We start from the raw sequence: 14823 nt of genomic DNA on the forward strand, positions 1-14823 counted from the left end.
TAACTGATAACTGATAACTGATAACTGATAACTGATAACTGATAACTGAAATTACTCCTACAAAAAGACTTTTTAGTAAACCCTAATTATTCATACATTGCTCGTGAATTCCCCCCTGTTTGCAGATGTAATTAATTTGATTAGGATCTAAATTTTTGGCAAAATTAAAATTAACGCCTCTTAAATGATCGGATTTGAATGTATCAAGTGGACTGGCTAAAAATTGGTCTAATTGAGCCGGTTTTGGAGTTACTAATTTAGCTCCTTTTAAATCAGTTCCACTCAAATTTGCTCCTCGTAAATCTGCCAAACTCAAATCTGCATTTCGTAAATTAGCATTCTGTAGTTGAGCATTCCTAAAATTCACATTAGTTAGTTGGGCTAAACTCAAATCTGCTTTTCTCAAATTAGTGTTACTGAAGTTTGCCCCTGATAAATTTGCTCCTTGCCAATTAGACTCCATCAAATTTGATGATTGAAAGTTAGCTCCTTCAGCCTTCACTTTACTTAAATGAGCTCTGCGTAAATTAGCTTCTGATAAATTAGCACTTCCTAAATCTGCGCCAGTAAAACTTGCTTTTGTTAAATTTGCTCGCTGTAAATCAGTTTCAATTAACTTGGCACTGCTTAAGTTGGCTTCTGTCAGAACCGAATCAGGCATTTTTGCTTTATTTAGAATTGCCCTAAATAAGTCTGCACGCTTCATCACGACTGGGCCAAATACTGCACCTGTTAGATTGATTTCTATCAAATTTGCTCCACTCAAATCAGCAATCAAATCGTCAAAAGTTCCTAAGCGATTATCTTTTCCTGGTCCATAAAAGCGACTATTCTTAAAACTAGACTGATTAAGAATAGCGCCCCTAAATTTCACTCCAGACAAATCGGTATTTTCTAATATCAAAGTAAAGCTAGCTGGGCCAGAGGTTCTCTGACCTAGATCGACACCACTTAAGTCAGCCTCTTTAACTGACCCACTATAAACTTTGAGAACTTTAGCGATCGCCTTTTGAGTTGCTCGTAGTCGCAGAGATGCTAAAAGCTGTTCTTGAGAGTTGCCCCCATAACTCAAAGAATCTAGATCGTTTTTGAGGGCTTGATTTAAGTGACGTAGTTCCGGTATTACTGTTGGTCCAGCACTAACTAGAGATTGTTGAATTCCATCAAGTATACTTGGTTCATTTTCTTGCCCTAACAAATCTACTAATAATGGTATAGCACGAGGATCTTTCGTAGAACCCAAAGCTAAAACTGCCACTCGTCGTTGCTGAGGTTTAGCCGAAGTCAGAGACAACTTATTCACAAGAGCCAGAAACATATCATTATCTTGTTGTTTAAACTCCCGCCAATTTGCTTGATTTTGAATATAAACGTGAGTGCCAAAAATTGTCCCCAAAACCGATACCATACCTAAAGCGGTTATCATTAGTAAAGTCATACCTGGATTTTTTCGCATCCAAGGCCAAAGATGAAAACCTTCTGATTTTTTGTGAGTAGTAACAATTGCTGCTGCTGAAGCTTGTGTCTGAGAATCGATAATATTAAAGGGATTAGAATCTAATTGGCCAGAACGGGTATCTACAACAAAAGTGTCTCCTAATTGATCGTGTCCCGTGCGACGTAGCTTATTGAAACGAATAAAATAAATATCACCCAGTAATGCTAATCCTGATAATCCTAAGAGAATAAGCAAAGAAGGAAATGCCCCAGTTAAATACCAAACCAAGTAGGCAGTCCCCATAGGTACTCCCCACTTCCCAAAGCTTTCACGGACGAGGGTTTTTCTGAAGCCTGGAGAAGTTCCTAAAGCTGTCACAACTCTAATTTCAAACCAACGCTTAGGCAATGTTTGACCTGTTCTAGCTAACAAAAATAATTGCCAACCGACCATTGTGAAGGGAGCCAATAATGCTACAGACCAGAATAAGTTAGCCAGAGGTGTTACTTTCTGATAACGGTTTCGTAAAGGAATTCCTAAAGTATTGGCAATTACTTCTGTGGTTGTTGCTACTACTGGGTTAAGAGGAACAGATTTGGTGCCTATATTACCCAAGTGGCCAAGACAAACTGGAACTATTCCACTAAGCACAACCAGGGATACTTCTGTAGTCCAAGCACCACATCTACGAACCCAGATAGGTAATTGCTTAGATTTTGGCTGCCACGATGACTCCGGATTATTACTATTATTGATATCTGAGATATCTGAACCAAAAGTTGGGCTTGTCATATTGATGTGCTTACTCTAGTATTCTCAACTTTTAGACTAATTATTTTCTACCGTAAGTATGGTATTACTATTAATGCTACCTGTTTTTACCCTTTTTTTTACTTTCCTAACTAGGAATAAATAAGGAGTTAATATCATATTTAAACTGGTTCTATATCTATAATTTCCCATACTTTCCAAACTTATCCGTTATGTCTAAATTTTATTAACAGATAAGACCTGTAATAAATTCATACAGTTTTGGTAAGCGATCGCATAAATACCATATACTATTATTGTTTTGTGGTCAAACTAATACTTTGACACTTTCTTTAAAACTAGACAAATACTTATAATTAATCTAATCGAGCAAACTTTACTTAGATTAATTGTGCAAATAAGTCTAGTATTCATATTAAAGTTATATATTTTTTAACGTGTCAATCTATCTATATTTTTGAGTTTTTTCTATTAAAAAATCACAACTATAATCAGAATTTCTTTCTACCTTTTGCTTTCATTTTTATCTGTTTTGGCATAATTAGGTAAGAATAAAAATTTATACCCTATATAGATAGTTCCTCCAAATACAGCTATAGTAATTAATAGAGAAACTAAACTAATAATAGCCTCTAATATCTTCATTATCAATAGAGGAATAGCGATTAAACTTACAATTTTTGCCCATTGAGGAAGTTCTTGAAACCATTTTAAAATTTGGGAATAAGAACCTTGAAACGATTGGAAAATATTAGATAGAGAGTCCCGTAAACTTGATACATATGCCTCGTCTACTTCAGAAGTTTTTTTGAAGTTATTATTGTTGTAATTATTCATCGGAAAAAAGTTTTACTTTCGCTCATCAAATTATAGATAATATTTGCTAAGGAATAGTTATAAATTCTCAACAAAGAAGATAGCTTAATCTAAAATCTAAAAGTGATTGACCAAGCCTTGCTTTTACTGTACTGCCTTTTTTTAGTATTAAAAATTGACTGACAGAATATAAAGTTAGGATAAAATTCCATGTAATCCTACCCGAATTACTTAAAGATTCCGTAAAGAACCAACCGAAAAGTTGCCATCGTCAATCAACTTATGCCAGAATAAAACAAATTGGATAAGGGTATAGTAAAAAAAATTACCCTCTCAATATTTGAAAACCCACTTGTTGTATCGCTTTATCAAGCTTTGAGGCTTAAGCAAAACAAGTAAATGTTACTAAAATCACATTCTAATAGGTGGTGTTTATCAAAATCTAGGAGGCCCAAAGCATTTTAAATGTCCGCATTGCGGTCATTCAATGCCGAGAGATGGGATTTTTAGTACAAAAAGGCGGTGGGTCTCATCGTCTCTGTCTGTGGAGGGTTAAGTGATTACACTCCCTGTGTTCGCGCAGCGTTGCGCCAGCAAAACAGAAAGCCCTATCCGTGAGGTTGGGAAGCCTACATTATAATCTTTGATTTGATGTAGGAGAACGTCACTACTTCTCCTATTCTAATGAGTGAGACAGTGAAATATTCTACTTTAATAGACCTACTTCAGACTTTATCAGCAGAACAACCAGAAAAGCTAGCATACACTTTTTTGGTTGACGGTAAAAAAGAAGGAGAAAACTTTACATACGCTTCACTAGAGCATCGAGTACGAGCTATTGCAGCATTTTTACAGAAAAATGAAGTTAAAGGAGAGCGAGGTTTACTGCTCTATCCACAAGGACTAGAAGCAATAGCAGCGTTCTGCGGTTGCCTATACTCTGGGGTTATCGCAATTCCAGTGCCTCCTCCAGAAGCAGGACGTCTCAAACGAACTTTGCCTAGACTCAGAGCGATCGTTCAAGATGCCCAAGCTTCTATAGTTTTGACAACGGCCACAATTATTTCCCTTGTAGAAGAAGTGGCTGATGAATTTCCTGAGTTCGAGACAATGCGCTGGATAGATACTGAATCTGTCGATCTAGAAATAGCTCAGGAATGGAAATATCCTGGTATTACTGGGGATACACTAGCGTATTTGCAGTATACTTCTGGTTCTACTTCTACTCCAAAAGGGGTAATGTTGACCCACAAAAACTTGATTCATCACTTAGGCTATCTACAGAGAGCTTGTGGATACACGCCAGAAAGTAAAACTATTACTTGGATGCCTTTCTTTCACGACTATGGGTTAGTGGAAGGAATGATGGAGCCTCTATACAATGGAACTCCATGTTACATAATGTCCCCATTCTCATTTGTGAAGCAACCCCTGAGATGGCTGCAAGCTATGTCAAATTATAAGGCAACCCACTCTCAAGCTCCTAACTTTGCTTATGACCTTTGTGTTCGTCGAGTTAAGCCAAAACAACTATCTACTTTAGACCTTAGTAATTGGGAAGCAGCAGGTAATGCGGCGGAACCTATTAACCCAAAAGTAATGGAGAGTTTCTACGGAACTTTCTCCGCTAGTGGTTTTCGCTGGAATGCTTTTGCCCCATGTTATGGACTAGCAGAAGATACTTTACTGGTTTCAGCTAAACCTAAACTCACAGATCCAGTACTTTGTACCATAGATGCAACAGCTCTAGTAGAAAAAAATAAAATTGTAGAAGTTTCTCCTGATGGAACAGGGGTAAGAGCTTATCCATCTTGTGGTCGCTTAGTTTGTGAAACTCAGGTAGCTATTGTTAATCCAGAAACTTTCACAAAATGTGCTACTGATGAAGTGGGAGAAATTTGGGTATTGGACTCCAGTGTTGCTCAAGGTTACTGGGAACGTCCGGAAGCTACCAAAGAAACATTTCAAGCTTATATCAAGGATAGTGGAGAAGGTCCGTTTTTGCGGACTGGAGACATGGGATTTATGAAAGATGGGGAGTTGTATATTACGGGTAGGATTAAAGATTTAATTATTATCCGAGGTACAAATCACTATCCCCAAGATATTGAGTGGACAGTACAACAGGTTCACCCGGCACTTCGTCCAGATTATGGTGCTGCTTTTTCAGTGGAAGTTAGGGGTGATGAACATTTAGTTATTGTTCAAGAGGTAGAACGTCGCACTCAAGATTTGGATACGGAGAAAGTTATCAATGATATCCGTCAAGCTGTTTCCGAAGACCATGAGTTACAAGCTTATGCTGTAATTTTGGCTAAACCAGGAAATATTCTTAAGACTGCTAGTGGTAAGATTCAACGTCGTGCTTGTCGTTCCAATTTTATGGCTGGAACCCTGGACGTGATATCTGATTGGAGTGAAAACCCTCAACTAACCTCCAAGTATCGAAAGTTACAAGAAGAAGTTGAGTCATTAGCATCCCAAATGAAAAATAGCTAGAAATTTAACCTAGATAAATAGGAGATTTAGCATGGATAAACTCAAGCAGTATTGGGTAGCTGAAGAATTAGAGCGTGCTCTTGGCGATCCAGAAAGTCCAGACAGCACAATGTCTTTCAAAAGAGTAATTGAAATTGATGAGAGTGAAGAATTTCCACATGAGGAAATTGAATGGCTCTATAATTGGAAGCTACAACATTACTATGTTCCTGTTAATTGTGGTGGAGAGTTTACTTCTTTTGAAGAGTTTGTGGCCTTTGTTAGAGTTTTATGTAGGCGCGACCAAACAATTGGAATTGCTTTTACTACTATGTTTTGGTCTTTTATTACCTGGATGGCAGGTACAGAGGAACAAAAGCAAAAGTTAGCAACTTATATTAAAGATGAACACGGGACAATGTGCCTTGGTTACTCAGAGAAGGAGCATGGTGCTGACCTCATTGGTGGAGATTTGACCGCAACAAAGGTTCCTGGGGGTTATTTACTGAATGGGGAAAAGTGGCCAATAAATCGTGCAACTATTTCTGGGGTATCTTATATATTAGCAAAGACTGACCAAGAGGATGGGGGAGCTAGGGGTCTGTCTTTATTTATGGTAGAAAAAAGCCGACTCGATCCAGCAAATTACTACAATTTACCAAAAATTCTTACCCACGGAATTCGAGCTTCTGATATGAGTGGGATAGGTTTTAAAGATTGCTTTGTTCCTGAAGATATGTTGATTAAGGGAGAAGGGGCAGGTCTAGAAGTAGCTTTGAAAGGGTTTCAAATTACTAGAACTTTATGTGCAGCTTTTTCTCATGGAGCGGCAGATACAGCTTTAAGAACTACATTAAAATTTGCTATTAATAGAGTTGTTTACAACAAAAAAGTTTTAGATATTCCTCAACCTCGCAGAACTTTAGCTGAAGCATTTTTAGACACCTTAATTAGTGATTGTGAAACAATTGGAGCAGCCAGAGGATTTCATGTTATTCCTGGGCAATTTAGTGTCTGGGGTGCAGTGGTGAAATATTTTGTTACCACTCAGTTAGAAACAATGATTAATAATATTTCAGTGGTGTTAGGTTCTCGTTTTTATATGCGGGAAGAACATGACTGGGGAATGTTTCAAAAAGTGCTGAGAGATAACTCAATTATTAGTGTATTTGATGGAAGTACAGTTGTTAATTTGCATTCTCTAATTTTACAGTTTCGTCAGTTAACTAAACAACGTTCTCGAAGGAATTCTGCTAAGATAGAAGCAATTAAATCTCGTCTGGAAATAATCTTTTCTTTGGAGAAACAATTGCCTACTTTTGAACCAGAAAAACTGGAAATTGTAGGGCGGGGTGCTGATGACGCTTTACAAGGATTAGAAATTGCGTTAGAACAGTTAAAAGATTTAAAAACTAATAATTTAAACACTAAAGTTTTAGAGCAAATTACTGCACTAACTGAGTGTGTTATTGAAGAAGTAAACGCTCACGACGAACAAATTGCTAATTCAGCATTTGAGTTTGGTCACGACCAGTCACCAGAATTATTTGAAATAGCGAAAAATTACTGTGCTTTACATGCTGCTGCCTCGTGTGTTCATATGTGGATTTATAACCGCGAAATACTAGGTGAGTTTTTTGCAGGTGGTGAGTGGTTGGTACTATGTTTAAATCGTTTACTACAACCTTTTGGGCATTCACAAAAAGTAGACCAATTATATTGGGAAAAAGTTACTCAAGAAATGCTCAAACTTTATGATGAAAATAAAGTATTTTCTATTGTTCCTTTTCAACTAGCACAAACTCAAAAACAGGAGAATAAAACAAATGCAAGTTCAGAACTCCAGCACGCTTAATACTGAAGCAAAAACAGAAAATTCCCCCTTAGAAATCTTACAAAAATGGATTGCTGAAAAGTTAGCAGAACAATTGTCTGTTGACAAAAGTACTATCGAATTTACCGAACCTTTAACTCGTTATGGTTTGGACTCAATTGATGCCGTAACTTTAGTTGGTGAGTTGGAAGATGAACTAGAATTAGAGTTACCTTCTACTTTATTTTGGGATTATCCAACTATTGAAAAATCTGCTGAATATTTAGTTTCCGAGTTTGATATTTCTGAGGCATTAGAAAACCTGGAAAGTTCTGAGGAAAAAACAGAAGAAGTGAAAGAAACTGCTGAAAAATCTGGTAAAGGTTGGGGTGGTTTTTGGAAGTAAGTGGTTCATATTTTAGCATTCAGCTATCAGCGGTCAGCACTTCAGCAATAAAAGCCGATTTATAAAGTAAATGTTTAAAATGATAAATACTTTACAGTTTATACGTTTACTTTTGACTGCTGCGAATTCCACTTAGGGAGGGCGAATGCCATTCGCCCCTAAAAAATATTTTATAGTATCAACAAATATCTCATACAATAATTAATTGGGATAGGTTGCTATCAAAAATAGAGGAGGAAATAGTTAATTGAATTTTTCTGATTTTTCCTTCTGGTGGGTGCTGCTGATTTTTAGCGTGCCTTTCTTCACCATCCGCGCTCTAGGAAAAAGGTTTAACTTCTGGCAAGATAATTTTGATACCATCGGTTTGATGGTATTATCACTAACATTATTTTTAAATGCTAATTTAAAAAGTTTTGCTGTCTTTATATTCGAGGTAATTTTCAACTACATAATAGTGCGACTAATGTTGCAGAGACGTGGTTGGGAGTCAAGGGCGATCGCTACATTTTTAATAATATTTGATGTAGCGGTATTAGCATACTTTAAATATCTTACCTTTTTTGTAGAAGATGTAGTAGGTTTAGTGGTCGGGGGAATGCCTCCAAATTGGGAACAAAGTTTTCCTTTACCAGTATTTAATAGAATTCCTCCAGGGATTTCTTTTTATACTTTTCAGATGGTGGCATTTGTTGTAGATTCTTTTACAGCTAAAAAGAAAAAACCAATTAATTTTATAGATTACGTCAACTTTATCGCATTTTTCCCGCAAATTGTAGCAGGTCCAATCGAAAGGCGTAAACAATTATTACCCCAGTTAGAATCTTTTAAATTTAAATTTACTGTAGAAAACTTTGAATTAGGTTTGCGATGGTTATCTCTAGGTCTATTTATGAAATTTGTTCTAGCAGATAACATTACTCCATATATAGACTTAGAGCAAGCAAAAAATGCTTTATTAGTTTGGTTTCATGCCTTTTTGTTTACTTTAAGAATATATTTTGACTTTGCTGGATACAGCTTTATGGCTGTTGGTATCGCTAGAATTTTAGGAGTTAAACTAGAATTAAATTTTCTGGCACCCTATACTTCTGTCAGTATCCAAGAATTTTGGCGACGTTGGCACATTACTCTGAGTAACTGGTTTAGGGACTATGTTTTTATCCCACTAATGGGTGCAAATAAAAAGTGGGCACCATTCTATTTATTTATAACTTTTACTCTTTCAGGCTTTTGGCATGGGGCGGCCTGGAATTTTATTTTATGGGGAGCTTACCACGGGGCATTATTATTGGTACTCAGATATGCAGGTAGACCTTTTCAGAGATTTGTGGGCAGATGGACTTCTAAAACTGAGTTTGTATCCTGGGCTTTAACTTTTATGGCCGTAACTTTAGGCTGTTTATTCTTTATGGAAACTAATATTAGTAGGTTGGGTACTAAGTTAGTAACTTTAATTACACCAGGGGCTTATTCATTTTCAGGGGCTATCGATGCTTTTAGCTCTTATAGCATAAATGAGGGTTATGCTCTAGCTGTTACTTTAGCTGTGGCGATCGGGACATTATTTTTGGAACATTTGGCAGTTTGGCAGCAGCGAGATGAATATGAATTCTTGTTATCTCCTTGGATATCGAGAGGTCTGCTAGGTTTAACTATTTTGCTGGGGGCAACTATTCCTTCTGCATTTATTTACTTTGAGTTTTAATTAGGGTTTGCTGAATAAATCTAAAAGCTTTTACAGATAGAGCTTTTAGCATTTTTAGGTATGGAAAAAGTACCTGGTTTTCAGCTGTTCATGCTCAAAAAGTTACCATTTTAGGCACATCGTTGGGCAAAAAAATTACTTTCCTGTTCTTCTACTCCCCTACTCCTTAAAAAAAGACTTTTTCAACAAACCCTAATTATAGAAGTTCTAGAGGACTACGCAAATAGAGCGCAGACATTTATAAATACTCAAAGTTTAGTCAAGGATTACTTTTAACTTCTGACTTGCGCGTAGCGCTTTTGGCCTATGAATTTACCAAATTTCCTTGTTATAGGTGCAGCAAAATCAGGTACTACCTCTGTTTGGTCATACTTGAAGCAACATCCTCAAGTCTTTATGTCCAAGCCAAAAGAACCGAACTTCTTCATTTTTGAAGGGGTAAAGTTACCATATTATTCAGGGCCTGATGATGAAGAGACGTTGATTAGAAAGCTTTATCAAGGTACTATTACTGACTTTAAGACTTATCAAAAACTTTTTCAAGATGTGGGAGAAGCAAAAGCTATTGGTGAAGCTTCGGTGCGCTACTTATATTTTTCCCAAGCTGCTGAAAGGATTAAAAAATATATCCCTGATGCCAAGATGATTATTATGCTACGCAATCCAGTAAATAGATTATATTCTCAGTATGTGATGAATGTTCGTGACTTACTGGAACCTTTGCCAATTAGTGAAGCCATCACTGCAGAAGATGAGAGAATTAGTAAAAACTGGGACTGTGCTTGGCACTATACTAAGTTAAGTAGTTATTACAATCAGGTAAAGCTATACTTAGATTTATTTTCTCCAGAGCAAATTAAGGTAATTATTTATGAAGATTTTTGTCGAGATACTATAGGCATTATGCAGGAATTATATCGCTTTATTGATGTAGATGATAGCTTTATACCAAACTGCTCTAAATCTAATTCAGGATATTGGCCTAAAAGTTTTCTTATCCATCGTTTGCTTAAGGAACCTAATGCTATTAAATTAACTTTAGAAAAGGCTTTACCTAGAAAGATATACAATAAAGCTTTAAAGTTTTTTCATAAGTCGAATAAAGGCACTATACCGCCTATTTCAACTAATGTTAAAGAGGATTTAAAACATTTGTTCCGGAAGGATATTTTGAATTTACAAGAGCTTTTAGGACGTGAAATACCATGGTTAACAGATGATATTTGATTGTATTGCATTTTAGTTATGGGTAATAATGTATAGCTATCAGTATTCAGCATTCAGAATTCAGATAGATTCAAAACTATTACTTGTAAGATGAATGAAGTTTTAGAGATAGTCTGATGTTTGCTTATACTGCTATCTGTAGGATAATATTGAATAGTAAAGCTGGTTAAGTACTAATACATTTTGCTCTAATAAAAAAGTTGTATTTAACTTGATTCAAAAGTTTAATTGCCTGTAAAAGCTTTAAAGTTAATTTGGAAAAAATTACAGAATAATTGAGGTTTAAAGCCTCTCCTTTAAAGGAGAAACAAGCGGCGGTCGTTTTGCTACGCAACATGTTGGCGGAGCATTCCGTAGGAAAAAGCGGAGTTTCTCGTAGGATGGGATGGCGATCTTCGGAGCGACTCTGATAAGAGCGGGTCTCCTCGCCATATCTAAATCGACCAAGAGAGAAAAAATTTTCCTTTGAGTCAATCCTCCTATTTTCAAGGACAGTTAATTATTAATTATTAATTGTTGAATATTGCTTCCTGAAGATTATTAGATCGGGATTTGTCAGGAGTAATTTTTATAGAATAGGTAAAAAATCAATAATTATCAATACTAAAAGCTGTGGAAACTGGAAAAATATCTGAAACAGTAAAAGGAAGTAATGTAGCTACAAAAATTTGTATTTTAGGCGCTGGCTTCGGCGGTCTTTATACAGCATTGTATTTACAAAGCTTTGGGGGATTTAAACATAAAAATTGTCAAATAACTTTAATAGATATAAACGATCATATTGCATTTACTCCTTTACTTTATGAGGTGATTACGGATGAACTTAAAACTTGGGAAATAGCTCCATCTTTTGATAAATTACTCAAAAATAAAGATATTCAGTTTTGCCAAGATGAGGCGAAAGATATTGATTTTCAAGCTCGTGAAGTTAAACTTTTGGAGGGAGGAAGTTTATCTTATGATTATTTAGTTATTGCTGTGGGTGTCACTAATGGAAAAATGCCAAATGGTGCAGAAAATGTTTTGACATTTAGAACTTTGGCCGATCTTCAACGTCTCGAACAAAAGTTAGAAAGTTTGGAAAATTCTAGCAAAGAAAAAATCCGGGTAACTATTGTTGGTGGGGGGCCGAGTGGGGTAGAGTTAGCAGGAAAAATAGCGGATAGATTGGGTAAAAGGGGAGAAATACGCTTGATAGAAAGAGGGAAGGAAATTCTGAAAACTTTTACTCCTGCTACTCGGAAAAATGCTCAACGTGCTTTAGATAAAAGAAATGTTTTAGTCAGTTTAGAGACAGGTGTGAATGCTATTGAAGCTGACCAAGTTACTATTTTGCAAGCTGGAGAAACTGCTGTTATTCCTACTGATTTAATATTATGGACTGCGGGAGTTCAAATGAGAGAGTGGGTGAAAAATTTGGATTGTTCTCATAATTCTAGAGGTCAACTTATTTGTGAGCCAACTTTACAGTTAGTTGACTATCCAGAAGTATTTGGATTGGGAGATATTGTGGAGATTTCATACCCTAATAGTAAACAACTTCCAGCAACAGCTCAAGTTGCTTATCAACAAGCAAGTCAAGCAGCAAAAAATCTGTGGAAAAGTTTAAATAATAAACGCCCAAGACCGTTTCATTATTTACATTTGGGAGAGATGATTACTTTGGGGATGAATACAGCAGCTATTTCTAGTTTTGGTATTAGTTTATCTGGCTCTTTGGCTTCTTTAGTTAGGTTAGGAGTTTATATTCAAAGATTACCTACTTTATCTCATAAATTTCAAGTTATTCGCCATAGATTACAAGTTTGGTGGGAAAATTTATTTGGCAAATCAAATAGTCACAAAAAATTGAAATAATTAAGTCAGAATTAAGTAGGGGCGATTTCCGTTCCGGAATGCTCCGCAAACGCGTTTACGTTTGCGTAGCATCCCGTAGGGAAATATTCCGTAGGAAATCGCCCCCTACAAAAGTCAGAAGTTGTATTTATAAAATTAATCACTAAATCATAAAAATGACAGTAAGTATGGAAAAGGAAAAAAATAATTTAACTGCCAGACTGGAAAAATTATTTGGTTTAGATTTGCGCTCGCTCGCCTTATTTAGAGTGGGGTTGGCAAAGGAAGTCAGAAGTTAGAAGTTGTATTTATAAAATTAATCACTAAATAATTAAAATGACAGTAAGTATGGAAAAGGAAAAAAATAATTTAACTGCCAGCCTGGAAAAATTGTTTGGTTTAGATTTACGATCGCTTGCTCTATTTAGAGTGGGGTTAGCATTAGTAATTATTGTAGATTTAATTATCCGTGCAGGAGATTTAAGGTCTCTTTATAGTGATTCTGGAGTTATGCCTCGGACATTACTTAAGGAAATTGCAAATCCCTTTTATTGGTCAATAAATTCAATTAGTGGTGAACCTTTTGTACAGGGTTTAATTTTCTTAATTATTGGATTAGTAGCTATAGCTTTATTGGTAGGATATCGAACTAGATTAGCAACTATTGCTATGTGGGCATTTGTTATTTCTATTCAAAATAGAAATCCAGCTTTAAGTTTTGCTGGGGATGCTGTACTGCGTGCTTTGCTTTTTTGGGCAATGTTTTTACCATTGGGAGCAAGTTATTCAATAGATAGCGCTCTTAATTCTTCACCAGAAAAATTACCTAAACGTATTGCTTCTGCTGCTACTGTGGCACTGATGATTCAAATAGTGCTGATTTATGCAGGTTCGGCAGCTTATAAGACTAAAAGTGAGATTTGGTGGCCTGATGGAGATGCTGTATATTATGCTCTGAATTTTGATGGCTATGCTACGCCATTTGGGCAATTTTTACTAGGTTTTCCTGAACCTATATTAAAGTTACTAACTTGGGTAGCTCTTTGGTTTGAATGGTTAGGACCTTTGATGATTTTTATTCCTGTTGGAATTACATTTTTCCGCTGCGTTTCTGTGGTTTTATTTATTCTTTTACATATTAGTTTTGCTTTATCTTTTGAACTAGGGGTATTTCCTTATTTATGTGTGGTTATTTGGTTGGTTTTTATTCCTACAGCAGTCTGGGATAATTGGCAGGAAAAAATCCAGACAGATGAACGTCAAGGATTGAAAATTTATTATGATGCAGATTGTGGATTTTGTAAGAAAGTTGTTTATCTGTTACGCACATTTTTAATATTACCAGGAACGCCATTAACTACTGCTCAAACTGATGAATATATCTATGCTGATATGCAGGATAAAAATTCTTGGGTAGTTGTAGACTGGCAAGAAAATCGACATTTCAAATGGGAAGCTCTTGTTTATGTATTTAGTTTGTCTCCTATCTTTAAACCTTTGGCTTTCTTGATGGGATTATCAGCGATAATGCCTCTAGGAACTAAATTTTATGAAGCTATTGCTAATAATAGAAAGTTTGCTGGAAATTTTACTAAACCATTGCAATTTAGTCCCCTATATGTAGGTTCTAATTTAGGATTAAATATTGTTGTATATTTACTACTTCTCTATACTTTGATTTGGAATGTTAAAGGTTTTGTTCAACAAACTTATAATAGAAGAGAAGAAAAGAAACAGGATTTGATTACTAAAGCTGACAAATTATTTAAACGTAAGACTGTACAACAGTTAGATGTATTTAGTAGGGTGACAAGATTAGACCAATTATGGAGTATTTTTGCACCTGCTCCACCAAGAGATGATGGTTGGCACGTTATTCAGGGTAATTTAAAAAATGGGAAAGAGGTTGATGTTTTATATGAGAAAGGAGAGTCTGTAAGTTGGGATAAACCGACGATGAAACAATTTAATAAGCTTTATAAAAATATGCAGTGGCGGAGTTATTTTGTAACTCTAAATCGAGCTATGGGTCGAAAAATTTATCCTTATTATATAGAGTATCTTTGTCGTGAATGGAATAGTAAGCATGAGGGTTCTGAAAAATTAGAAAGTTTGGATGTTTTTTATATGGATGAGAGAACTGTACCACCAGGAGAAACACAAACTGTGGAAAAGAAAAGTATTATGCAAAAGTCTTGTTCGGATGAGCAAAAAGATATTTAGGGTCTGCTGAAAAAATTGGTCGGTGGGGGTAGGACACGGGGACACGGAGACGCGGGGACGTAGGCTTTTAATCATAAATTAAAAGTTGACTTTTCACAATTTTAGTC

General features: G+C 35.8%; 10 protein-coding genes. 8 read left to right on the forward strand and 2 right to left on the reverse strand.

Annotated elements, in window-relative coordinates; translation table 11 throughout:
- Nucleotides 1-82 precede the first annotated feature (82 nt).
- Nucleotides 83-2230 (reverse strand): pentapeptide repeat-containing protein, encoded by a 2148-nt coding sequence (locus tag AC3DU7_RS09030; protein WP_488039020.1) that lies wholly within the window; start codon nt 2228-2230, stop codon nt 83-85.
- A 483-nt stretch (nt 2231-2713) separates the two neighbouring features.
- A complete protein-coding gene (locus AC3DU7_RS09035; protein ID WP_488039021.1) occupies nt 2714-3046 on the reverse strand; it encodes a hypothetical protein in 333 nt (110 codons plus the stop codon).
- A gap of 675 nt (nt 3047-3721) precedes the next feature.
- Between AC3DU7_RS09035 and AC3DU7_RS09040 the strand changes: the two genes are divergently transcribed.
- The 8 genes from AC3DU7_RS09040 (at nt 3722) to AC3DU7_RS09075 (ending at nt 14716) form a co-directional block, all read left to right on the forward strand.
- On the forward strand, nt 3722-5524 hold the full coding sequence (locus AC3DU7_RS09040; protein ID WP_488039022.1) for a fatty acyl-AMP ligase: 1803 nt from the start codon (nt 3722-3724) through the stop codon (nt 5522-5524).
- Between the two features lie 31 nt (nt 5525-5555).
- The gene (locus AC3DU7_RS09045; protein WP_488039023.1) at nt 5556-7358 is read left to right on the forward strand and encodes an acyl-CoA dehydrogenase family protein; all 1803 of its coding nucleotides are present in this window, start codon (nt 5556-5558) and stop codon (nt 7356-7358) included.
- The gene (locus AC3DU7_RS09050; RefSeq protein WP_488039024.1) at nt 7330-7722 is read left to right on the forward strand and encodes an acyl carrier protein; all 393 of its coding nucleotides are present in this window, start codon (nt 7330-7332) and stop codon (nt 7720-7722) included. The genes AC3DU7_RS09045 and AC3DU7_RS09050 overlap by 29 nt, the downstream gene beginning before the upstream one ends.
- A 247-nt stretch (nt 7723-7969) precedes the next feature.
- Complete coding sequence (locus tag AC3DU7_RS09055) at nt 7970-9430, forward strand: MBOAT family O-acyltransferase (RefSeq protein ID WP_488039025.1); 1461 nt, start codon at nt 7970-7972, stop codon at nt 9428-9430.
- A 306-nt stretch (nt 9431-9736) separates the two neighbouring features.
- Nucleotides 9737-10657, forward strand: a complete 921-nt coding sequence (locus AC3DU7_RS09060; protein ID WP_488039026.1) for a sulfotransferase family protein — start codon at nt 9737-9739, stop codon at nt 10655-10657.
- Nucleotides 10658-11269: 612 nt separating this feature from the next.
- Complete coding sequence (locus AC3DU7_RS09065) at nt 11270-12514, forward strand: NAD(P)/FAD-dependent oxidoreductase (RefSeq protein ID WP_488039027.1); 1245 nt, start codon at nt 11270-11272, stop codon at nt 12512-12514.
- Between the two features lie 155 nt (nt 12515-12669).
- On the forward strand, nt 12670-12792 hold the full coding sequence (locus tag AC3DU7_RS09070; RefSeq protein WP_488039028.1) for a hypothetical protein: 123 nt from the start codon (nt 12670-12672) through the stop codon (nt 12790-12792).
- A gap of 37 nt (nt 12793-12829) precedes the next feature.
- On the forward strand, nt 12830-14716 hold the full coding sequence (locus AC3DU7_RS09075; RefSeq protein ID WP_488039029.1) for an HTTM domain-containing protein: 1887 nt from the start codon (nt 12830-12832) through the stop codon (nt 14714-14716).
- The last annotated feature ends 107 nt before the right edge of the window (nt 14717-14823 follow it).

Source organism: Okeania sp., from assembly GCF_983059655.1.

Coding starts and splice junctions, on each gene's coding strand:
- AC3DU7_RS09030 (WP_488039020.1), bottom strand. CDS start 2,230: ATGACAAGCCCAACTTTTGGTTCAGATATCTCAGATATCAATAATAGT.
- AC3DU7_RS09035 (WP_488039021.1), bottom strand. CDS start 3,046: ATGAATAATTACAACAATAATAACTTCAAAAAAACTTCTGAAGTAGAC.
- AC3DU7_RS09045 (WP_488039023.1), top strand. CDS start 5,556: ATGGATAAACTCAAGCAGTATTGGGTAGCTGAAGAATTAGAGCGTGCT.
- AC3DU7_RS09050 (WP_488039024.1), top strand. CDS start 7,330: ATGCAAGTTCAGAACTCCAGCACGCTTAATACTGAAGCAAAAACAGAA.
- AC3DU7_RS09060 (WP_488039026.1), top strand. CDS start 9,737: ATGAATTTACCAAATTTCCTTGTTATAGGTGCAGCAAAATCAGGTACT.
- AC3DU7_RS09070 (WP_488039028.1), top strand. CDS start 12,670: ATGACAGTAAGTATGGAAAAGGAAAAAAATAATTTAACTGCCAGACTG.
- AC3DU7_RS09075 (WP_488039029.1), top strand. CDS start 12,830: ATGACAGTAAGTATGGAAAAGGAAAAAAATAATTTAACTGCCAGCCTG.